General features: G+C 69.0%; 21 protein-coding genes and 1 pseudogene. 8 read left to right on the top strand and 14 right to left on the bottom strand.

Annotation, left to right across the window (positions count from 1 at the left end):
- Window positions 1-285 precede the first annotated feature (285 nt).
- The 4 genes from ACFZ8E_RS01225 to ACFZ8E_RS01210 form a co-directional block, all read right to left on the bottom strand.
- Window positions 286-1,245, bottom strand: a complete 960-nt coding sequence (locus ACFZ8E_RS01225; protein WP_405041752.1) for a helix-turn-helix domain-containing protein — start codon at window positions 1,243-1,245, stop codon at window positions 286-288.
- 268 nt (window positions 1,246-1,513) lie between these two features.
- Window positions 1,514-2,119, bottom strand: a complete 606-nt coding sequence (locus ACFZ8E_RS01220) for a cyclase dehydrase (protein ID WP_243938713.1) — start codon at window positions 2,117-2,119, stop codon at window positions 1,514-1,516.
- Window positions 2,116-3,288, bottom strand: a complete 1,173-nt coding sequence (locus tag ACFZ8E_RS01215) for a zinc-dependent alcohol dehydrogenase (RefSeq protein WP_405041751.1) — start codon at window positions 3,286-3,288, stop codon at window positions 2,116-2,118. Before ACFZ8E_RS01215 ends, ACFZ8E_RS01220 begins: the two co-directional genes overlap by 4 nt.
- A gap of 441 nt (window positions 3,289-3,729) precedes the next feature.
- Window positions 3,730-5,793, bottom strand: coding sequence for an OPT family oligopeptide transporter (locus ACFZ8E_RS01210; RefSeq protein WP_405041750.1), 2,064 nt, complete (start codon window positions 5,791-5,793; stop codon window positions 3,730-3,732).
- A gap of 427 nt (window positions 5,794-6,220) precedes the next feature.
- Between ACFZ8E_RS01210 and ACFZ8E_RS01205 the strand changes: the two genes are divergently transcribed.
- From ACFZ8E_RS01205 to ACFZ8E_RS01195, 3 genes and pseudogenes are all read left to right on the top strand, one after another.
- Window positions 6,221-6,481, top strand: coding sequence for a hypothetical protein (locus ACFZ8E_RS01205; RefSeq protein ID WP_405041749.1), 261 nt, complete (start codon window positions 6,221-6,223; stop codon window positions 6,479-6,481).
- A pseudogene (locus tag ACFZ8E_RS01200) lies at window positions 6,478-7,429 on the top strand (methyltransferase). The gene ACFZ8E_RS01205 and the pseudogene ACFZ8E_RS01200 overlap by 4 nt, the downstream one beginning before the upstream one ends.
- Entirely contained in the window at window positions 7,426-8,364 is a 939-nt protein-coding gene (locus ACFZ8E_RS01195; protein ID WP_147843612.1) for an L-histidine N(alpha)-methyltransferase, read from the top strand. Before ACFZ8E_RS01200 ends, ACFZ8E_RS01195 begins: the two are co-directional and overlap by 4 nt.
- On the opposite strand, the gene ACFZ8E_RS01190 is transcribed toward ACFZ8E_RS01195, so the two are convergent.
- Window positions 8,339-8,629 (bottom strand): hypothetical protein, encoded by a 291-nt coding sequence (locus ACFZ8E_RS01190; RefSeq protein ID WP_405041748.1) that lies wholly within the window; start codon window positions 8,627-8,629, stop codon window positions 8,339-8,341. The genes ACFZ8E_RS01195 and ACFZ8E_RS01190 overlap by 26 nt on opposite strands.
- A gap of 63 nt (window positions 8,630-8,692) precedes the next feature.
- Window positions 8,693-8,875, bottom strand: coding sequence for a hypothetical protein (locus ACFZ8E_RS01185; RefSeq protein WP_147843614.1), 183 nt, complete (start codon window positions 8,873-8,875; stop codon window positions 8,693-8,695).
- 160 nt (window positions 8,876-9,035) lie between these two features.
- On the opposite strand from ACFZ8E_RS01185, the gene ACFZ8E_RS01180 reads away from it, so the two are divergent.
- Entirely contained in the window at window positions 9,036-9,209 is a 174-nt protein-coding gene (locus ACFZ8E_RS01180; protein ID WP_187274918.1) for a hypothetical protein, read from the top strand.
- 470 nt (window positions 9,210-9,679) lie between these two features.
- Here ACFZ8E_RS01180 and ACFZ8E_RS01175 read toward each other — a convergent pair whose 3' ends face one another.
- Window positions 9,680-10,174 carry an Hsp20 family protein gene (locus ACFZ8E_RS01175; RefSeq protein ID WP_147728833.1) on the bottom strand — a complete coding sequence of 165 codons (495 nt, stop codon included), beginning with the start codon at window positions 10,172-10,174 and terminating at the stop codon, window positions 9,680-9,682.
- Between the two features lie 149 nt (window positions 10,175-10,323).
- On the opposite strand from ACFZ8E_RS01175, the gene ACFZ8E_RS01170 reads away from it, so the two are divergent.
- Entirely contained in the window at window positions 10,324-11,328 is a 1,005-nt protein-coding gene (locus ACFZ8E_RS01170; protein WP_405041747.1) for an alpha/beta fold hydrolase, read from the top strand.
- A 715-nt stretch (window positions 11,329-12,043) separates the two neighbouring features.
- On the opposite strand, the gene ACFZ8E_RS01165 is transcribed toward ACFZ8E_RS01170, so the two are convergent.
- Complete coding sequence (locus tag ACFZ8E_RS01165; RefSeq protein ID WP_405041746.1) at window positions 12,044-12,280, bottom strand: hypothetical protein; 237 nt, start codon at window positions 12,278-12,280, stop codon at window positions 12,044-12,046.
- Window positions 12,281-12,667: 387 nt separating this feature from the next.
- On the opposite strand from ACFZ8E_RS01165, the gene ACFZ8E_RS01160 reads away from it, so the two are divergent.
- Window positions 12,668-13,642 carry an IS1595 family transposase gene (locus ACFZ8E_RS01160; protein WP_405041745.1) on the top strand — a complete coding sequence of 325 codons (975 nt, stop codon included), beginning with the start codon at window positions 12,668-12,670 and terminating at the stop codon, window positions 13,640-13,642.
- A gap of 26 nt (window positions 13,643-13,668) precedes the next feature.
- The gene (locus ACFZ8E_RS01155) at window positions 13,669-14,292 is read left to right on the top strand and encodes a Panacea domain-containing protein (protein WP_405041744.1); all 624 of its coding nucleotides are present in this window, start codon (window positions 13,669-13,671) and stop codon (window positions 14,290-14,292) included.
- 303 nt (window positions 14,293-14,595) lie between these two features.
- Here ACFZ8E_RS01155 and ACFZ8E_RS01150 read toward each other — a convergent pair whose 3' ends face one another.
- A complete protein-coding gene (locus tag ACFZ8E_RS01150; RefSeq protein ID WP_405041742.1) occupies window positions 14,596-14,772 on the bottom strand; it encodes a hypothetical protein in 177 nt (58 codons plus the stop codon).
- 54 nt (window positions 14,773-14,826) lie between these two features.
- On the opposite strand from ACFZ8E_RS01150, the gene ACFZ8E_RS01145 reads away from it, so the two are divergent.
- Complete coding sequence (locus ACFZ8E_RS01145) at window positions 14,827-15,501, top strand: hypothetical protein (RefSeq protein ID WP_405041741.1); 675 nt, start codon at window positions 14,827-14,829, stop codon at window positions 15,499-15,501.
- 430 nt (window positions 15,502-15,931) lie between these two features.
- Here the strand turns inward: ACFZ8E_RS01145 and ACFZ8E_RS01140 are convergent, their stop codons facing one another.
- From ACFZ8E_RS01140 to ACFZ8E_RS01120, 5 genes are all read right to left on the bottom strand, one after another.
- Window positions 15,932-16,360, bottom strand: coding sequence for a hypothetical protein (locus ACFZ8E_RS01140; RefSeq protein ID WP_243936775.1), 429 nt, complete (start codon window positions 16,358-16,360; stop codon window positions 15,932-15,934).
- 205 nt (window positions 16,361-16,565) lie between these two features.
- On the bottom strand, window positions 16,566-16,826 hold the full coding sequence (locus ACFZ8E_RS01135; protein WP_405041740.1) for a hypothetical protein: 261 nt from the start codon (window positions 16,824-16,826) through the stop codon (window positions 16,566-16,568).
- A gap of 111 nt (window positions 16,827-16,937) precedes the next feature.
- Window positions 16,938-17,264 (bottom strand): multidrug efflux SMR transporter, encoded by a 327-nt coding sequence (locus ACFZ8E_RS01130; protein WP_147729248.1) that lies wholly within the window; start codon window positions 17,262-17,264, stop codon window positions 16,938-16,940.
- Window positions 17,261-18,415: an SDR family oxidoreductase gene (locus ACFZ8E_RS01125; RefSeq protein ID WP_147844242.1), complete on the bottom strand. Its 1,155-nt coding sequence runs from the start codon at window positions 18,413-18,415 to the stop codon at window positions 17,261-17,263. Before ACFZ8E_RS01125 ends, ACFZ8E_RS01130 begins: the two co-directional genes overlap by 4 nt.
- A gap of 181 nt (window positions 18,416-18,596) precedes the next feature.
- Complete coding sequence (locus ACFZ8E_RS01120) at window positions 18,597-19,517, bottom strand: MipA/OmpV family protein (protein WP_405041739.1); 921 nt, start codon at window positions 19,515-19,517, stop codon at window positions 18,597-18,599.
- Window positions 19,518-19,523: the final 6 nt, after the last annotated feature.

Raw genomic sequence — 19,523 nt, 5'->3', positions numbered from 1 at the left:
TCAACGCTGAATATTAAAATAAGTTCATTGATGGTCTGAAGTATATTCTTGATACCCTCTGGATCGAGGGCGAGCAGATGCGGGATATCCCAAAGAGGCGGTACATGGAGGTGGCGGTCCCACCTGCTTGGCGGTTCGGCAACCGGCCAGCCTGCTGGTGACGCTGAAGGTGGTCTCGGTCTGGGTCTCGACGATCCCGGCGGGATCGAACACCGAGCGTTGCACGCGGGCTGCGAACAGTCCCGCTGACGAGGGGCAGCGCCCTTCAAAGCTCCCGGCCGTCGTTCAGCTGCTCCGCCCTGTGCGACGACGATGCTCACTGGGCAAGACGCCATAGGCGGCTTTGAACCGGCGGCCGAAATGGGTCATGTCCGAAAACCCCCAGCCATAGGCGATCTCGCTCATCGTCCGGCCTCTCTGCATGGGGTCTTCCAGCGCCTGCCGGCAACGGGCCAAGCGCCTCGCCTGGACGAGCTGCGCGATCGACGTGCTCTCGTCGGCCAGCACCGCGTTGGCGTATCGCACGCTGACCCCGGCCGCGCTCGCGACCGTGCCGGCGTCGAGCGTTCGGTCAGCCAAGCGTGCTTCGATCACGGCCCGCAGCCGCACGCGGACGAGTGCGCGGGACGACGATGTGCGCAACCCGTCCTGCCCCATCGCCTGACCGACAGAGAGGGTGATCAGATCAAGCAGGTGCGGCCCCAAGAGCGCTTCTGCGGTCGAGCCCGCCTCCGGTGTATGGAACGGCAGCATCGCAAGGCTTGCCGAGAGCAGACCGGTCTCGGCCGTGCTGGGCTTGATCGCTCGCGCTGTCATCTCCCGAGTCTGCCCGAGCCTAGCCTCCATGAGCTGCCGGGGAACCTTCAAGACGAGCACGTCCGACGCTTCGGAAAACCGTCCCTGGTATTGCAAGCTTGGGTCAACCAGCGTGATGTCCCCCGGCTCGAGCACGACTTGGCGGCCGTCTTGCTCTAGAGCGATCTGACCCCCGAATTGCCGGCAGACGAACAATTCGTCGGTGTTCGCCTGCGCGATGTGATGCTGTGTGTGCGCAACCGACATTTCGGAGTTTTGGAACGACACGAGTCCGATTGCGCCGACCGCCCCGGAGCGAAGCTGAGCGCGAAATGTGTTCCGGCATCGCGGTGTGGCGGCGTGATCGACGACGTCCTTGCGGGCAACGTCGTGCCAGAAATCGAACCGATCACGTGGGTGGACGTGCTCTGTCGAGAAAATGGTTTTCACACAGCCCTCGCCTGCTCGAATAGCCGACGATGAGCGCTGACTCGGCCGATTCGAAGCCGCACCGTCGTGATTTATTGTCTGTCAGTAGACCGAAGACACACCGCTCCGCCAGATCAGGGTTAAAAAATCGCATGCGCCGATCTTTTTTCGCCTCATGCGACGGTCCCGTCCTCCAGGGGCAGGCGTGACAGGACATGTCGAGCTCAGCCGCTCCCGCGCCGAGTGGCCGTGTGTGATCGGTGACATGGTCGCTCACAAGGCATCCAAATCAGATATTTTCCGCCGGCAAGGTTCCTGGCATGCCGCGCGACCCGGAGGCGTCGCCCGACCAGGGCCGCAGGGCCTCGGGAGCCCGGAAATCGTGCGGGACCGCGAAGTCGGCCGCCGCCCCGCGCATGGCCTGCGGCGGACGGGGGAAGCCGCTGCGGCCGCCGTAGTCGAAGGCACCGGGCCGGGAGAGGCGCTTGGCGGCGATCAGCCCCTGGGCACAGACGACGTCGAGCACCGTCACGCCCGCCACCGCCGCCGTCGCGGCAACGCGGTTGGCCCTCTGCCCACGATCGCCCTCGAAGCCCTGGGCCAGGGTCGCGAGGTCGAGGGCGTCGCCGACGACGCGGCCCAGGATCCACGGCGCCGGATCGTGGCTCGTTAGGATGGCGACGCCGGTCGCGACCTCGCGCACGCCGTAGCTGCGCACCAGCGTCTCCCGGCCCTCGAGGCCGAGGGTCCGGCACAGGCCCCGCGCCGCCGCCATCTCCAGCAGCCCGAGGCCGATCGAGAACCAGCCGAGGCCGCGCGCGAGCGCGTGGTGGCCGGTCCGCGCGCCGCGGCCGGGCGCCGGGCGCGTCGGGGGGGAGGGACGCGCGCCGCTCATGGCCGGATCACCACCTTGATGCAGCCGTCCTGCTTGTCGCGGAAGGTGCGGTACATCTCGGGGCCGTCCTCCAAGCCGACCGTGTGGGTGATGACGAAGGACGGGTCGATTTGCCCCTCCTCGATCCGGCGCAGCAGGTCGTCGGTCCAGCGCTTCACGTGCGTCTGCCCGGTGCGGACGGTCAGCCCCTTGTTCATCAACGCGCCGATCGGGAACTTGTCGATCAGGCCGCCATAGACGCCCGGCACCGAGAGGATCCCGGCCGGCCGGCAGACCATGATCATCTGGCGCAGGACGTGGGCGCGGTCGGTCTCCAGCATCATCGCCTGCTTGGCCCGGTCGTAGACCGCGTCGACCGCGCCGAGCGCGTGCGCCTCGAGCCCGACGGCGTCGATGCACTTCTCCGGCCCGCGGCCGTCGGTCATGTCGTTGAGCCGGGCGACGATGTTCGATTCGGCATGGTAGTCGAGCACCTCGGCGCCGCCGGCCCGCGCCATCGCGAGGCGCTCGGGCACCCGGTCGATCGCGATCACGCGCTTGGCCCCGAGCAGGATCGCGGAGCGGATCGCCATCTGCCCGACCGGCCCGCAGCCCCAGATCGCGACCGTGTCCTCCGGCTGGATGTCGCACTGGACCGCGCCCTGCCATCCCGTCGGGAAGATGTCGGACAGGAACAGCAGCCGCTCGTCGGGGATGCCGTCCGGCACCTTGATGTGGGTCGAGTCGGCGAACGGCACGCGCAGGTACTCGGCCTGGCCGCCGGCATAGCCGCCGGTCAGGTGGGTGTAGCCGAACAGGCCCGCCGTGGTGTGGCCGAAGGCGGCGTCGCCGAGCGCCTTGTTGCGGTTGGTGCGCTCGCAGACCGAGAAGTTGCCGCGCCAGCATTGCGGGCACTGGCCGCAGGTGATCGTGAACGGGACGACGATCCGGTCGCCCACCTTCAGCGCGGCGTTGTCCTTCCCTACCGCGACCACCTCGCCCATGGTCTCGTGGCCCATGATGTCACCCGCCTTCATGCCGGGCATGAAGTGGTCGTAGAGGTGCAGGTCGGAGCCGCAGATCGCGCAACTCGTGACCTTGATGATCGCGTCGCGCCCGTCCTCGATCGTCGGATCGGGAACCGTGTCGCAGCGGATGTCGGTGGTGCCGTGCCAGACGAGGGCCTTCATGGTGCGAAGCTCCCGGCCGCCGCTCGGACGATGCGGCGCATACGGGAGCAACTGCGGTCCCCGGGGTTGGTTCTGTCGGGTTTCGGACCGAACCGGGCGGGCGGCCGGCGAGATACGGGCGGCGGGCCGACGTTTTCGTGCCGGCTCCGGCGACCGAGGCGGACGGGCCTCGGATGCCGCGGCGACCGGGGCGGGTCACGCTTCCTCTTCGGGCTCGGACCTCATCCTGAGGCGCCGCGCGAGCGGCCTCGAAGGAGCCCTCACGGGATCTCGCGCGTGATGGAGGGCTCCTTTGAGGCTTCCGCTTCGCGCAAGCACCTCAGGATGCGGATGCGGGTGGGATCGGGGATCGAACGGGGCCGCACGCCCTGCCGGGCAATGGCGAAGCTGTCACCGGAAACCTGCTCTCCCAAAATACCGCCCGCACCGGCGCGGCCGTGCCTACGCCGCCGCTTCGTCCGGGTCCGCCCGCGCGGTGAGCCGGTAGAACACGGCGAGGCCGCACCCGAACACGGCCGCGCCGAGCCAGGTCGCGTAAGGGGCGAAACCCGGCCCGACGAGGGCGAGGGACGCGCTGCGCCCGGCCAGGGTGTCGGCGACGGCCAGGATCACGCCGACGAAGCTCTCGCCGACCAGGAATCCGGAGGCGAGGAGGACGCCGCGGCGGCGCGCGGTCTCGGTCGCCGCGCCGGCATCGTCCCCTTGCGCCGCGGCGCGTGCCCGGATCGTCCGCTCGGCGAGCCAGCCGAGGACGCCGCCGACCGCGATCGTCATCTCGACCGAGAGCGGCAGGTACATGCCGATGCCGACGGTGAGGGCGGGGAAGGTGAGGTCGCGCCGCCGCAGCCACGCCTCGACCGCGACCAGCACGGCCCCGAGCCCGGCGCCGATCAGCACCATCGTCCACGGCAGGGTGCCGTGGACGATGCCGCCAGCGATCTGCGAGGTCAGCGCCGCCTGGGGGGCGGGCATGGCGTTGGCCGCCTCCATGCCCTCGCGCGGCAGGGCGCCGACGAAGCCGTAGGCCTCGTAGAGCAGGGACAGCAGCGGCCCGATGACGGGGGCGCCGACCGCGACGCCGATCAGCAGCACCACCTGCTGGCGCCAAGGCGTGGCGTCGACGAGCTGGCCGGTCTTCAGGTCCTGGAGGTTGTCGTTGGCGATCGAGGCCATCGTGACGATGACCGCGGCCACGAGCAGCGCCATCGCGATGACGAAGCGGTCGCCCTCCGGTCCGGCGGAGCGGCCGACCAGCAGCGGCAGCAGCACCGCCGCGGCCATCGCGGTGAGGATGCCGATGCCGGAGATCGGGCTCGAGGACGAGCCGAGGAGGCCGGCCAGATAGCCGCAGGTGGCGGCCATCAGGAAGCCGAACAGCACCGCGAACACGGTCGCGGCCGCGACGAGCCCGTACAGCCCGCCGCCGAGCTCGGCGCCCGATGCGAAGCCGGCGAACAGCCATGCCAGCGGCAGGGTCAGCGCCAGCACCGCGGCGCCGACCCAGGTGATCGGCAGGTCGCGCTCGGCCCGCGGATGGTCCGGGCCGGGCAGCCGCGAGCCGCTGGTCCGGACCGAGGCCAGGGCGGTGGCGATGCTGCCGAGGATCGGGCGGGCGAGCGACCCGACGGTCCAGAGGCCCCCGACCGCGATGATGCCCGCCCCGATCAGGCGGACCTGCCCGGACCACACCGCCTCGGCCATCTCCGACGGCGAGGCGCCCTCCCCCTGCCCGAGCGCGGTCAGCAGCGGCACGGCGACGCCCCAGGCGATCGCGACGCCGGTGAGCAGCGCAAGGCACGCGCCGATCCCGACGAGGTAGCCGACGCCGACGAGTGCCAGGGAGAAGCCGGTGCCGAGGCGGAACACCGCGCTCCCCGCCGCGAGCGTCCCGTGCATCCCCTCGGCCAGCAGCCGGAACCCGGTGGTCGCGAGCCCGATCGCGCCAGCGCCGGCGGCCGCGCCGAGGAGATCGCGCAGGCCCTTCGCGCCGGCCTCGCCCTCGCCGGTGCGCAGCACCTCGGCGGCGGCGACGCCCTCCGGGTAGGGCAGGCCCGCGCGGGTGACGAGCGCGCGCCGGAGCGGGATCGAGAACGCGACGCCGAGCAGGCCGCCGAGGGCGCACACCGCGCTGGTCTGCCAGAACGGGAAGCCGTGCCAATGCCCGATCAGCACCAGGCCGGGCAGGATCAGGATGACGTTGCACAGCGTGCCGGCGGCGGAGGCCTGCGTCTGCACGATGTTGTTCTCGAGGATGCTCGAGCCGCCGAGCAGCCGCAGGCAGCCCATCGAGATCATCGCCGCCGGGATCGAGGACGAGAACGTCATCCCGGTCTTCAGGCCCATGTAGACGTTGGCGGCGATGAACACGACCGTGATCGCGGCGCCGAGCGCGATTCCGCGCGGGGTGATCTCCCGCGCACGCGGCGCGCCTTTGCGTGCACGCGGTGCATCCTGGCTTCCACGCGGTGCATCCTGGGCCTTCGTCACCTGGTTCGCCGCGTCCATCGTGCCTCCGGTCCCGGCCGTCCCGCGCGACATCGACGCGTCGTCCCGAGCGAAACCCGAGCGGCAGGGCGTTTTCTCCCGCCGCGACGCTTTGCCGTCGCGGCCCGGCATGGACGGGATCTGCATTCGCCGCGCCGGGCGCGTCCCACGACGATCCTCGCAAGGCTCGCCGCGCGACGGCCGTTCGCGTCGACCTCGGCTATTCTGTCGATCGATGCAACGGGCCGAACCATAACCTGCGTTAAGCTTGATTTTTGTCGGCCGCGTCGCGGAACAAGGAATTCGAGCCGCGGTTTCCCCGGCAGATCGGCGGGCTCGGGCCCGATGGGCGCTCCGCCCCGCCGCGCTTCGACACACACAGCCGGGCCTCGGACGGTCGCCGCGCGGGACGCGACGCGGCACGCCCGAGCGATCGTGACAGGTGCGCATGGATCTCTCCACGGACGATGCCAGCCCCCCGCTGGCCGAGCGCTTCCGCGCCTTCCTTCAGACCCCATCCTTCCCTCGCGTCGGCGCCGAGCCCGCCCCGACGCGCGGGCCGATCCGGTCCGTCGTCGGCCGCGACGGGGCGCGCCCGGCGCCGTTTCAGGGCCTCCGGGCGATCCCCGGCCAGCCGGGCACGCCGTCGGAGGAGGGCTTCGCGGCGGCCCATGAGCGCCGGCGCCGCGCCGCGGAGCCGGCGCGATGACCGGCCGGCCCGACCCGAACCCCGCCCTGATCGCCCTGGTCGAGCGACTGCGCGCCCTCGGCTACAGCTTCACCACCGTGACGCCCGCCACCCATGCCCGCGTCAACGCCCGCCCGCAGGCGGCGCGGGCCCGCAATCTGCGCGACGTGTTCGGCTGGAGCCGCCCCTTCGCCGAGGACCTGCTGCCGGCCGACCTCTTCGCGGCGATGCGCGCGGCCGGCGTGCTGGTGCGGGACGGCGACGCCTGGCGCTCGGCGATCCGGGTGTCGAGCCTCGACGGCGAGCTGTTCGTCCATTCCGCCTATCCGCCGAGCGCGACCGAGGTGGTGTTCTTCGGCCCCGACACCGCCCGCTTCGTCGCGGCCGTGGTCGATCACCTCGCGCACCGTGCCGCGCCGGTCCGCCGCGCGGTCGACATCGGCTGCGGATCGGGCGCGGCCGGCATCGCCATCGCCAAGCGCGCGCCCGACGCCGAGATCGCGCTCGTCGACATCAACGACGCGGCGCTCGCGGCCGCCGCCACCAACAGCCGGCTCGCGGGCGTCCACGGCACGGTGCCGCGCCGCAGCGACCTCCTCGCGGACGTCGCGGGCGCCTTCGACCTCGTCGTCTCGAACCCGCCCTTCATGCTCGACCGCGCCGGGCGGACCTACCGCGACGGCGGCGGGACCTACGGCGAGGGCCTGTCGCTCGCCGTGGTCGAGGCCGCCCGCACCCGCCTCGCCCCCCGGCGGCAGCCTGGTGCTGTTCACCGGCTCGGCGATCGTGGACGGCGCCGACCCGTTCCGGCGGGCCGCGACCGCCGCCTGCGAGGCCGCGGGGCTGGGCTGGAGCTATCGCGAGCTCGACCCGGACGCCTACGGCGAGGAGCTCGACGCGCCGGCCTATGCCGAGGCGGAGCGCATCGCCCTCGTCGTGCTCACCGCGACCCGCGGGACGCCGCGATGACGCCGGCGGACATCGCGGAGCGGGACGCGTTCCGGCGGGACGTGCTCGCCGGCCTGTCCGAGGTGCCGAAGCGCCTGCCGGGCAAGTACCTGTGGGACGAGGCCGGCTCGATCCTGTTCGACCGGATCTGCGACAGCCCCGACTACTATCCGACCCGGCGCGAGATGGCGCTGCTGCCCGCGATCGTGCCGGAGCTCGCCGCCCTCGTCGGAGCGGGCGCGACGATCGTCGAGTACGGCAGCGGCGCGAGCCGCAAGATCCGCACGCTGCTCGACGGCCTCGACCGGCCGCGCCGCTACGTGGCGATCGACATCTCGCGCGCCTACCTCGAGACCTCGGTCGGCACGCTGGCGCGGGACTATCCCGGCATCGCGATGATCCCGGTCGGCGCCGACTACGCCGCGCCGATCCGGCTTCCGGTCGACCTCGGCGGCGGGCCGGTGCTCGGGTTCTTCCCCGGCACCAGCATCGGCAACCTCGCGCCGGCCGAGGCGGAGGCCTTCCTGGCGCGGGCCCGCGACACGCTCGGGCCGAGCCATCTCCTGGTCGGCGCCGACCCGACGCAGGACGCGGACCGGCTGCGGCGGGTCTATGGCGGCTGCGACGGCCTGATGCCGGCCTTGCACCTGAACTACCTGACGCGCCTGAACCGGGAGCTCGGCGCCGGCATCGACCGCGACGCCTTCCGCCACGCGGTTCGCATCCTGCACGATCCGCTGCGGGTCGAGGCCCATCTCGTCGCCGACCGTGCCGACACCTGGCGCTTCGGGACGGACGCGATCCGGTTCGCGGCCGGCGAGAGCGTCCGCACCGACATCTCGCACAAGCATGCGCCGGAGGCGTTCCAGGCGATGGCGGCGCGGGCCGGCTGGACGCCGAAGCGCCTCTGGCTCGACCCGGAGGGCCTGTTCAGCCTGCACCTCCTGAGCCGCTGACGCTTGCCGCCCCGCCCTTCGCCGGATCGGGCATGGCAGGATCGGGCATGGCAGGATCGGGCATGGCAGGATCGCGGGCGGGCCACGCGCCGGCTTCGCTGTCCAGCCGCGACCGGGCGATCATCGCCCGGACCTGCTCGACCACGGCGCGGGCCGCCGCCCGCTGCAGCCGCGCTTCCTCCCGCGCCGCGCGCGATCGCGCGATCACGTCCTGAGACTCGGCGATCACGGCATCCGCGGAATCGGGTTCGGGCACATCGCGCATGAAGTGGGTCTATTCGACCCGGAAAAATCCGCAACCACCTAGGTTAAGTGCAACCGAATTCCATCAAGACTGTGTCGATTTTACAGCGACGGCTCGAATATAATCGAGAACGCCCCGGCGCTCGCGTGCATCTTCGAGAGCCGCCCAGAACGACAGCAAGTCGGCCGTTTCACCGGTCGGGTTCGATTTGGCATCGAAGAAGTCGTCGACCGGACAGTCGAGAGCCTCGGCGATCTTGGCGATCATCGCTTCGTTGCTGTGGCCGGCCCCGCCGATATTTGAATTTTGCATACTTTGATGCCCGGTTGACCTATGTTATTGTCCGGCCCGGACCAGCGATCTATCGGGGACGGGGGCGTGGCATCGATTGCGCGCAACTTTTGCTCAAATCGATGCGAGGGTCAACGTGACGACGGACAAGCTCGACCGCATGGCCGAGGTCTGCCTCGAAGCGCATGCCCTGATCGATGCCGGCGGCACGCCGGCGATGCGGGCGATGATCCGGCTCCTGCTGCTTCAGATCGGCCGGGAGATGGCCCGCCGCCAGGCCGAGCCGCGGGGGAAGCCCCAGGAGCATTGAGGCGGCGCCGCGGGGAAGATGGTCGGATCATCCCGCGCAAGCAGGAAGCCGACATCCCAGCACCCGAGGTCGCGTCGGACGAAGCCGTTCCGGCCTCAGGTCGCGTGGGCCGGAGGCGCCGTGCCCCCTTACCTTCCAGCACAGCCGCGCCGAACCGCTCGCGGGTCCCCTCTCCCGGACGGGAGAGGGGGCCGCGGCGGTGCTTCGCGCGACCGAGCCGGCGACGTGGGGTCCGGCCGCCGTCACCCCACCCCGAACGACCGGTGCGCGGCGGCGCGGCAGCGCGGCGATCCCGAAGATGCAACGCATCCTGGCGCGAAGGGCAACGTCACGGGCGCCTCGCGGCGACCCTCGCCCGTCGACGCCAAACCGCCGAGATCCGTTCCGCCGGCGGCATCCCCGACGCGGGTCACGACGAAAAACGCCCCGGCCGGCGGCCGGGGCGCTCTCACGCTCTGTGACGGCGCGGTTTACGCCGCCTTCTGGACCTCGGCCGGAACCTCGGTGGCCGCTCCCTCGATCGCCGGCGCGCGGCTCTTGCCGCCGATGGCGATCTCGATGCGGCGCGGCTTCTTCGCCTCCGGGATCTCGCGGACGAGATCGACGTGGAGGAGGCCGTTCTCCAGCGCCGCACCCGTCACTTGGACGTAGTCGGCGAGCTGGAACCGGCGCTCGAAGCCGCGGGCGGCGATGCCCTGGTGCAGCACCTCGGCGCGACGCTCGGGATCGGGCTTGCGCTCGCCCTTCACGGTCAGCGCGTTCTCCCGCACCTCGATCGACAGGTCGGCCTCGGTGAAGCCGGCCACGGCCACCGTCACGCGGTAGGCGTTCTCGGCGGTGCGCTCGATGTTGTAGGGCGGGTAGGTCGGGACCGCGTCGGACGCCACGAACTGGTCGAGGGCCGAGAACAGGCGGTCGAAGCCGACGGTGGAACGGTAGAGGGGAGCGAGATCGAACTGACGCATAGGACACATCCTCCGTGGAGCAACATGCAGGTTTGAGTCTATGGTCCGCCGCGTGGGCCGGACCGGGCTCGTACCGCCTGACGGCCGGTACGATCGTGATATTGGAGGGGGGCGAGGTGCGTTCAAGACCCGGCCGGACGACGGGAACGATGCGGCAGGACGCCGCACTTCTGAGCCTGCACGACACGCCCGGAAACCCGGTTCCCCCCGGCGCCGTGGTGATGGCGGTCGGCACCGCGGACGACTGCACCCTGCGGGCGGCGCGCTGGGCCGCGACGACGCGGACCTGCAAGGGCACGGTCTGCCTGCTCCAGGGCCGGGCCGAGTTCATCGAGAAGTACTACGAGACCATCCGCGAGCTGCGCGCCCGGGGCTTCGCCGTCGTCGCCTTCGACTGGCGCGGGCAAGGGGCGTCGGACCGGCGGGTCGACGACCCGCACAAGGGCCACGTCGCCGCCTTCGACGATTACCGCCGCGACCTGCTGGCGATCCGCGACGCGGTGCTGGTGCCGTTCATGCCCGATCCGCATGTCTGCCTCGCCCACTCGATGGGCGGCTGCGTCGCGCTGACCGGGGCGCTGGACGGCTGGCTGCCGTTCCGGCGGATCGTCACCGTGGCGCCGATGCTGTCGATCCGGATGGTGCGCTCGCCCGCCTTCGCCTCGGTCGCGACGCGGCTGCTGCAGCGCCTCGGCCTCGGCAGCCGCTACGTGCCCGGCGGCGGCCCGGTCTCGATCGCGACGAAGCCCTACCCGAACAACCGGCTGACCCGGGACCCGGCGCGCTACGCCCGCAACGCGGCCGCCGCGCTCGCGGTCGGCGCGGGCGCCGTCGGCGACCCGACCATCGCCTGGACGGCGGAGGCCTTCCGCGCGGTGGCGCGCCTGCGCGACCCGCGCGTGCCGCCGCGGATCGCGACCCCGACGCTGATCCTCGCCGCCGGCTCCGACCCGGTCTGCGGCACGCCCGCGGCCGAGCGCTTCGCCGCCCGCCTCAAGGCCGGCCACATCCTGGTCCTGCCCGACGCCCGCCACGAGATCCTCTCCGAGCGCGACGCGATCCGCGCCGACTTCTGGGCCGCCTTCGACGCCTTCGTGCCGGGCTCGACCGTGCGGGAGACGAAGACGGAGCGGGAGCGACTGGCGGCCGCGTGAGGCTGCGCGCGGGCGGGGCGCCGGTCGCGCCGCCAGGCCGGCCGCCGGCGCTTCTCGATGGGGCCGCTCCATAGCCGTCCGACGACTTCGGGTCGGGGTGGTCGGCGGTCTTAAGCTTGTTCTGATCCGTCCTGGAAGGAGAGGATCGAGCATGCCCGTGCAGCCGCACGCGGGGGTCGGTCGCTCCGCAATCCGTCTTGCACCGGACCGCGTCGATTGACGTCGGACAGCGCGACACGCGAAACAGAACCCTTCGTTAGGTTTCGAAGTATTTTCTGATGCGCTCAAATAAAGATATTATCAAATTGATGACAGCAACCGCGATGAAAATTTTGATGAAAAACTGAGCAGTAGCACTCCAATGATCGTCAAGTCCGAATTTATTAAATATGTATGTCCCCACTAAGTTACCAAATATTGTCGCAAAAAATATTGTCGGAAGGAGGCCCGATTTACGCCGAGTGCCCCTTGCCTCTTTCATGCTTGTAAACCTCGCGCATTGACCCGCCGATCCAATATCGTCTGGTCGGTATCGGTCGCCCGGCCGCCATCTGGTCGTGGCGGTCTCGACTTCGAGCGGATTTCATAGGCGCCCTGATCAGGCGGCATCGCCAAGACGCAGGCGGCGCCGGCGATCGTCGGCCCGTCCATGGACCGGTCGCCGGCAAGTCGAGATCCCCCCGTGGGCCTGCCGCGCGGACCGCGAACGGCCATCTCACCGCTCTCCGTGCGCGACCGTGCGCCGATAGGAGCGATGGGACAGCCACAGCCCGAGCACGATGCTGCCGAGAAGAAGGGGCACGAGGAGGGGCCAGAAGATCATCGCGGTCATAGGCCGGCTCGACGGCGGAAGCGCGAGCAGGGCGCCGAGTAGCAGCGCGCAGCCGACGCAGAGCGAGCCGACGGTCGCCCCGGCACCGATCAGCGAGGCTTTCAGGGCGGCCCGCATCATCGGAGTTCGTCCGTTCCGCCGCGGCGCCCTGCCGGGAGCGGACCTTCGACCCGCCCCTGCAAGGCTCGCCGGCCACGCGGAAGCGGGCGCCGTCGCCGAAACGATGAGCGTCCGGCCGGTCTCTCCACGCGCCGGCGGCCGTGCCGGGCCGACCCGGCTGCGTCCCGGCGTCCCGCAGGCGTGACGTCGGCCTGGCCCAGGGCTCCGACGGCCAGGGGACCGGCACCGAGCAGGATGCGATGTCCGATCGGCATGCGCGGAGCCTCCCGCCCCTCGCGAACCGGCTCCCCCTTCCGGGTCTCCAGGTTAGGCAAATCATCCTAATTATATACGTGACAAAGCAGGCCGAAGGGGGTAGGTTCGATCCATCGAACGGACTGAACCGCCATGAACCTCTCTGATCCCCGCTTCAACGACGTTGCCGCCGCCCGCGAGTGGCTTGAGAACCAGCGCTGGGCTGACGGTCGGGTTTGCCCTCACTGCGGCAACGCGGATCAGGCCAAGATCAAGGCGCTGGCCGGCAAGGCTCACCGTCCCGGCGTCTACCAGTGCAACGAGTGCCGCGAGCAGTTCACCGTCACCGTTGGCACCGTCATGGAGCGTTCCAAGATCCCGCTGAACAAGTGGGTGATGGGCATGCACCTGATGGCCGCGAGCAAGAAGGGCATGTCGGCCCACCAACTGCACCGCATGCTCGGCGTGACCTACAAGACGGCTTGGTTCATGGCCCACCGCATCCGCGCTGCCATGGCCCCCGGCGATGTCTCCGGCCCCCTCGGTGGCGAGGGCAAGATCGTGGAGGCCGACGAGACCTACTTCGGCAAGACCGAAGAGACGCACGTATCGCCCCAGCGCAAGGGCAAGCCCTTCACCAAAAAGGGCAAGAATGGCCCGTCGAACAAGCTCGCGATCGTCTCACTAGTCGAGCGTGGCGGTTCCGTCCGCTCGTTCCACCCGGCCGTCGCCACGAAGGTTGCCGTGACGGAGATCGTAAAGGGCAACATCGCCAAAGAGTCCAAGCTGTTCACCGACGAGAGCCGCCTTTACACCGGCCTCTCGGCGCACTTCGGAGAGCACTCCACCGTCAAGCATTCGGTTGGTGAGTACGTCCGTGGCGAGGTTCACAGCAATACGATCGAAGGCTACTTTTCGATCTTCAAGCGCGGCATGAAGGGTATCTATCAGCACTGCGCTGAGAAGCACCTTCACCGCTACCTCGCAGAGTTCGATTTCCGCTACAACACCCGCACCAAGCTCGGCTACTCAGATTACGAGCGCTCCTGCCAGCTTGCCAAGGGCACTGAGGGCAAGCGCCTTACCTATCGGCGGGCTGACGCGGCCGGTGGATGTCTACATGGCTGAGAGGCACCTGAGGCGCCTGAGGAAGCGTGACGGTCAGCCGTAAGAACATTGCAAGAACGAACTCGATTGGCTATATTACCTGTGCATGGGCAGCCAATTTTACGCCATTGCGCTTGACGAAAGGGGAGAGATGTACCGCATTACTAATGTGCGGTAATCTGAAAGTCATGGCAGCGCGACTCGATACTGTGTGCAGGTATATTTGCGAAAAAAGCGGCTGGACGGTAACAAACCTCCAGCTGCAAAAACTATTATATCTTTCGCAAATGATTTATATTGGCCGTTCAGGCGGCAACCGTTTAGCGGATGCCGATTTTGAAGCGTGGGATTACGGACCTGTTGAGCCAAAGATCTATAAAAAAGTAAGAATGTTTGGAAAAGACCGTATCAAAGATGTATTTCCAGAAGCTAGAAATTTCGCCGACGGCGACCCTCGCAGCCTTCTCATTGATGAGTTATGCCAGGATCTTCTGCGACGCCGCGCGGGCGAGTTGGTCGAGCTAACTCATTGGGACGGTGGAGCTTGGGCAAAAAATTATGTCCCGGGAGCTAGAGGCGTCAAAATCCCCGACGCAGACATCTTACGAGAATACCGCGACCGCATCGCATGCGGAAATCTCCGAGACAATCGAAGCAATTCTAGCGCATAGAGACCGAGGCTTATCCTCAGTTTCTGCGGCAGAACTTGAGTCGCAATTACAAGAGGAAAAATCAGAACGCCGTGTAGAACGGTTTTTTTGGTCTTTCGCGGTGTCCACATTGTTGGACGCTATTATGTATAAGTTCTTGGATAGCAATGTAGCATTTGTCATTTTAACTTTGATGATAGTGGCAGGCCAAATCGCGCTAGCAAAGTGGCTAGAAGTACCTTGGATTGTAAGGCCTCTTGAGTCGATATTCGCGAGACTGATGGCATCTAAAAACGAAAGCCAGGAAACAGAGCCTCAGGTGGATTAAGGCTTTAGTTTCTTCGGAGCCAAGTTCGCCGTGGTTTTTTGCTGCCCTGGCGGCGTCGCCATCAGCCGCCTGGCGATCTGACCCATGCGGTCCCAGTTAGGCTCGGCCTCTAGCGCAGCCTTGTCGGCATCGGCATGCTCGCGCGCTTTGGGGGCTTGTTCATGGTCGTTCAAAATCCGCTCCTTTACGATGCAAATACCCCCCTCATGCGCCAGGCGATGACGGGCATGGATGACCAACAGCTGGGTACCCTCGGCTACATCAGCGTCATATGGAACCGGATAGAGCGCAACCTCGCCGCCTGCATATGGGTGGTCGCGCGCTGGGAACAGAATGTGGGTGAAGTGGTCACGGCAGGGCTTGGAAACGTGAGCCAAACTGACCTGCTCACGAACCTTATCGGGCTGAAAAACAACGATCCAAAATTAGCCGAACAAGCGCAAAAAACGGTAGCTTTATATCAACTCATTCGCGGAAGCAGAAATGATTTGATGCACGGCTTCTATAACTCAGAGCACATAGGGCTACAGCCAGCAAAATCTCTCACGAAGGTTACGAGTCGCAAAGGTGGCGGTCCAATCGAACTAAAAGTTGTCCCAGTGTCCCTGGAATATCTCCAGCAGCTTGCATCTGATATGCACGTCTGCAATGAGTCACTGTATGATTTGCGCCACAAATTCTTTTTTAGAAACCGTTGGATTGACGGTCACAGAGGTCCATTGGAAAATAACTACGAAGATGCAGTCCACGGCTGGCGAGCGCCATCCTTTGAAACATCATTTGTGCAAGAAGTTCTAGCGAGACGTTCTCAACTCCTAAATCCGCCGCGCAGTCGATCCCAGCCGAAAGCATCTCAGGCGAAATCTCGAACGAAAACGCCTCCGGGCCCTCAATCTGAATAAAGTCCTCAGTCTCCGAACCGTTCGCCATGGCGAACACACTCCCGCTAACGTCCTGCTGCCGCAGACCGATTATGCCACAAGGGCTTGCCCCCGTCTGCTTTGTCACGTATATAATTGGGCAAATCATCTTATCGGCTGTTGGCCCCGTGGTCCAGCGGAGGGCCTTCACCGCCCTCGTGCCGGGCCGGGCCGTGCGGGAGGCGGAGCGGGAGCGATCGGCGACCGCGTGAGGCTGCGCGCGGGCGGGGCGCCGGTCGCGACGCGAGGCCGGCCGTCGCCGCTTCCCGATGCGGCCGTTCCATGGCCGTCCGACGGCTTCGGGTCGGGGTGGTCGGCGGTCCCGCAGAGTTCGCCATGATCCGCCGTCGAAGGACCGGATCGGGCACATCCGTTCCGGGACACCGCGCCACGACCGGCCTTCGACCGCCCCCTATCGGCGACGGATCTCGAACGTCTCCCAATCGTGTACGACGGTACAGCTCACGGCGAGCGCGTCGTCCGTCGTCGCCGCACCATCCATGCCGTGCCGCCGGGCGAGGCGCGCGCACTTGTCCAGGGCGCTTCGCGCGACGTTTTCGGGTACGTCGAGGACGAGGCTGGTCGCGCGCTCGAGCGTTCGGCCGAACTCCCCCATGTCGGTGCCGAAGCCCGCATCCCCCGATACCATCGAGGGCTGCCCGTCTGCGCATTCCAGCGTGTAGTGAAAGGTCCGGCGGCCGCGCTTGATGGTAATGACCGGACCCGTCCGGATCGCGTACGCGTTTCCGACCTCGGTCGCGATGCGCTGGGCTGCGTCGTCACAGGCGTCGGCCAGGGCCGGTGCGGCCGCGATGACGAGCAGGAGGGGCAGGCGTTTCATCGTTGGCCGCCGTCGTGAAAGGCCGGGTTGCAGCGGTTTGGCGGCGCAGGATCGCAAACGCCTGGGATCACCAGACGGCGCGGATTGCGCACGTCCCCAGCCTGTCGGGTTGGCTCTGCTTCGTTGGGGGCAGCATCGGCCCCCCGAGCGCCAACCCGACGCCTGTCGCGGAACGCCGACACCGGCCCCTCCGTGCGCCGGCCGCTCAGAAGCGCGCGCCACCGGGGAAGCTGAACGCCCGCATCGAGTCTTGCCGCACGTCGCGCACGTCGGGCGCCATGCCGGTGCGCCCGTCCTGCTTCGCCGCGTTGCCGGGCGGGGCCTCCATCGGCTTGCGGTCCTGGGCGCCGATCTCGGCGGACCCGGCCGCGTCCCGGGGTTTTCCAGGCGTGTCGTCGGCCCGGGCCAAGGCTCCGAAGGCCAGGAGACCGGCGGCAGCGAGCAGGATGCGGGATCCGACCATCATGCGCGTGAAACCTTCCGACGTTGCAAGCCGGGCTCCCGAATCCCTCGGTGCCCCGCTTAGGCAAATCGTCTTATCGGCTGCCGTCCGCGCGGTCCAGCGCCGGGCGCGGCGTCAGGCCTCGACCCGCGCGCTCGCCAGGATCGCCACGCCGCAGGCGATGACCGCGATGCCGGCGATCATCGGCAGGGTCACCGGCTCGCCGAACAGCAGCGCGCCGCCGAGCGCGGCGCCGACCATGCCGACGCCGGCCCAGATCGCGTAGACGACGCCGATCGGCAGCATGTCCATGCTCGAGGACATCAGCCACAGGGCCGTGCCGTAGCCGAGCGCAACGATCAGGGTGGGGACCGGCCGGGTCAGGCCGTCGGCCGCCTTCAGCGCCAGGGTCGCGGAGATCTCGGCGCCGATCGCGATCGCCAGCGTCAGGTAGGGGCTCATGCGCTGGCCGCCAGCGCGGTGCCGGCCGCGTCTTCCGGCACCGGGGGCGGCACGGCGAACATCTCGATGTCGTCGGCGAACTGCTCGACGATCGTCGCCGCGTTCGCCAGGCACACCGGCAGGTAGGCCGGCAGCCGCGGCGCCGGCGCGAACCCCTCGGCGAGCAGGCGGTCGTTGGCGAAGGTCACGTCGAGGGCGCAGAACGCGTAGTAGGCGCGCACCGCGCGGAGCATCGCCTGCTTCAGCGGCCCGTCGAGGCCGAACACCTCGGCGAAGCGCCGGCGCAGCACGGTGCGGTCGGCGGCGAGGTCGAACGGCCGGAAGGCGCGCACGCCGTCGCTCGGCTCGGCCGCCTCGAAGGCGGCGATGACCTCGGCCCAGGTGGTGCGGCCGCTCATGCCGGCCGAGAGGTGGTAGAGGTCGTGCCGGAGCGTCGGCTTCGTGAGGAGCCCGACCAGCATCTCGGCGACCCAGTCGGCCGGGACGACGTCGACGTGGCTCTCGGGCGCGCAGGGCAGCATGCGCAGGGCGTCGGCGGCGCGCAGCACCCAGAGGATGCTCGAGCTCGGCCCCGCGCCGAGGCTGGCATGGCCGACGACGATCGAGGGCCGGGCGACGACGATCGGCAGGTCGGGGAACCGCGCCGCCAGCGAGGTCTCGGTCGCGGCCTTGGACACGGTGTAGGCGACGATGTGCCGGGCCTCGGCCGCCGGGTAGTCGGTCTCGGCGACGATCGCCGCGGCGTCGGCGCCGCAGATCATCGCGGTGCCGACGTGCAGGAACCGCCGGAGCTTCGGCATCGCCTGCGCCCGCCGCGCCAGCGCCAGGGTGCCGTCGTGGTTGGTGCGGTAGACCCGCTCGTCGCCCCACCACGAGGTGTCGGCGGCCAGGTGCAGCACGTGGGTGCAGTCGTCGAGGCGCGGATCGCGGTCGAGGTCGGCCCGGGTGAAGTCGCCGGGGACGACCTCGACCTTGCGGGCGAGGCGCTGGGCGGTGAAGGCGTCGGTGAACCGGGCGAGCCGCGCGGCGATCCGCTGGCGGCCCTGCTCGACGCCGGCGCAGCGCACGAGGCAGACCCAGGTGGCGTCGTCGCCCGCCTCGAGCGCCCGGTGCAGCACCGCGCCGCCGATCAGCCCGGTCGCCCCCGTCAACAGAATCCGTGGCACAGTCCGCCTCCCACTCTTTGCGGCGAGACATAGACAGAAACGTTCCGATATAATCCCCGCATCGCGGCGCAGAGGGTGATTAAAGATCGGCCGTGCTCGGCCGGCAACATTCACGAATTCGTGAACGACATCTTGGCGTTGAAGTCCCGTTGCTTGCGCTGCAGCCTCACGGGTCGATCCGGACCGAGTAGATCGCCCCGAATCCGACCGTGACGTCGTTCGGCGTGCCGAGGCGCCGGACGATCGGGCTTCCCGCGGCGGCGGCGACGAGGCGGTCGTAGCGGACCGAGCCGATCGTCTGCCACGCCTCCGACCAGGCGTAGGCCAGGGCCACGATCGCGCCGACGGAGCGGGGCCCGCCCGCGGCGCGGTAGGGCGTCAGCCGCGGGTCGGCGATCGCGGCGACCGGCACGTCGAAATCGAGACGCATCGCGGCGGCGTCCCCCAGCACGAGGCGGGGGCCGCCGCTCAGGGTGACGCGGCCGGCGGTGCCGACGAGGTCGGCGCCGAGCTTGGCCATGAGGCCGTCATGCGCGCGCAGGCCCTGCGTGACCTCGGCGCGCAGCCGCAGCACGTCCTCCACCGGCCAGACCGCGCCGAACAGGCCGAGCCCGGCCGCGACCGGGCGGCGCGGCAGCCCGGCGAGGCTGCGGTCGTCGTGCGCCGCGCGGCCGCTGCGGACATCGAGAACGGCGCCGGCCTGCACCGCGCGCTCGTCCACCAGGGCGGCGTCGAGGGCGTCGTCGGGCGAGAACCAGCCCGGGCGCTCGTCGGCCTTGCGGAACGAAGCGTAGGGCAGCCCCCCACAGCCCGGCCGCCCGCGCGCCCTGGAAGCGCCCGCCGGCGCCGGTGAACCCGCCGACGGACACCACGGTGCCGGGGTCGAACAGCGCCGAAAGGTCGCCGGCGCGGGCCGGCGCCGGATCGAGCGCGGCCGAGGCGAGCACGGCCAAGGCGGGCGCGGCCAGGAAGAGCGCGGCCACGGCGGGCGCGCGGACGGCCGCCGCGCGGGTCGCCCGGCCTCGGGCCCCTGTCTCGTCGATCGCGCCCAAGACCCGGCCTCCAGCGGCGCGACCGCCGTGCGCACACCCCC

It is taken from the genome of Methylobacterium sp. HMF5984, from assembly GCF_045033435.1.
Lineage (GTDB): Bacteria > Pseudomonadota > Alphaproteobacteria > Rhizobiales > Beijerinckiaceae > Methylobacterium.
This window is presented reverse-complemented; position numbering and strand designations above follow the sequence as displayed.

Bases quoted from the DNA above. Each gene is read 5' to 3' on its own strand.
- ACFZ8E_RS01220 (WP_243938713.1), bottom strand. From the start codon at position 2,119: ATGAGCGGCGCGCGTCCCTCCCCCCCGACGCGCCCGGCGCCCGGCCGC.
- ACFZ8E_RS01215 (WP_405041751.1), bottom strand. From the start codon at position 3,288: ATGAAGGCCCTCGTCTGGCACGGCACCACCGACATCCGCTGCGACACG.
- ACFZ8E_RS01210 (WP_405041750.1), bottom strand. From the start codon at position 5,793: ATGGACGCGGCGAACCAGGTGACGAAGGCCCAGGATGCACCGCGTGGA.
- ACFZ8E_RS01205 (WP_405041749.1), top strand. From the start codon at position 6,221: ATGGATCTCTCCACGGACGATGCCAGCCCCCCGCTGGCCGAGCGCTTC.
- ACFZ8E_RS01195 (WP_147843612.1), top strand. From the start codon at position 7,426: ATGACGCCGGCGGACATCGCGGAGCGGGACGCGTTCCGGCGGGACGTG.
- ACFZ8E_RS01190 (WP_405041748.1), bottom strand. From the start codon at position 8,629: ATGCGCGATGTGCCCGAACCCGATTCCGCGGATGCCGTGATCGCCGAG.
- ACFZ8E_RS01185 (WP_147843614.1), bottom strand. From the start codon at position 8,875: ATGATCGCCAAGATCGCCGAGGCTCTCGACTGTCCGGTCGACGACTTC.
- ACFZ8E_RS01175 (WP_147728833.1), bottom strand. From the start codon at position 10,174: ATGCGTCAGTTCGATCTCGCTCCCCTCTACCGTTCCACCGTCGGCTTC.
- ACFZ8E_RS01170 (WP_405041747.1), top strand. From the start codon at position 10,324: ATGCGGCAGGACGCCGCACTTCTGAGCCTGCACGACACGCCCGGAAAC.
- ACFZ8E_RS01165 (WP_405041746.1), bottom strand. From the start codon at position 12,280: ATGATGCGGGCCGCCCTGAAAGCCTCGCTGATCGGTGCCGGGGCGACC.
- ACFZ8E_RS01160 (WP_405041745.1), top strand. From the start codon at position 12,668: ATGAACCTCTCTGATCCCCGCTTCAACGACGTTGCCGCCGCCCGCGAG.
- ACFZ8E_RS01145 (WP_405041741.1), top strand. From the start codon at position 14,827: ATGGATGACCAACAGCTGGGTACCCTCGGCTACATCAGCGTCATATGG.
- ACFZ8E_RS01140 (WP_243936775.1), bottom strand. From the start codon at position 16,360: ATGAAACGCCTGCCCCTCCTGCTCGTCATCGCGGCCGCACCGGCCCTG.
- ACFZ8E_RS01135 (WP_405041740.1), bottom strand. From the start codon at position 16,826: ATGATGGTCGGATCCCGCATCCTGCTCGCTGCCGCCGGTCTCCTGGCC.
- ACFZ8E_RS01130 (WP_147729248.1), bottom strand. From the start codon at position 17,264: ATGAGCCCCTACCTGACGCTGGCGATCGCGATCGGCGCCGAGATCTCC.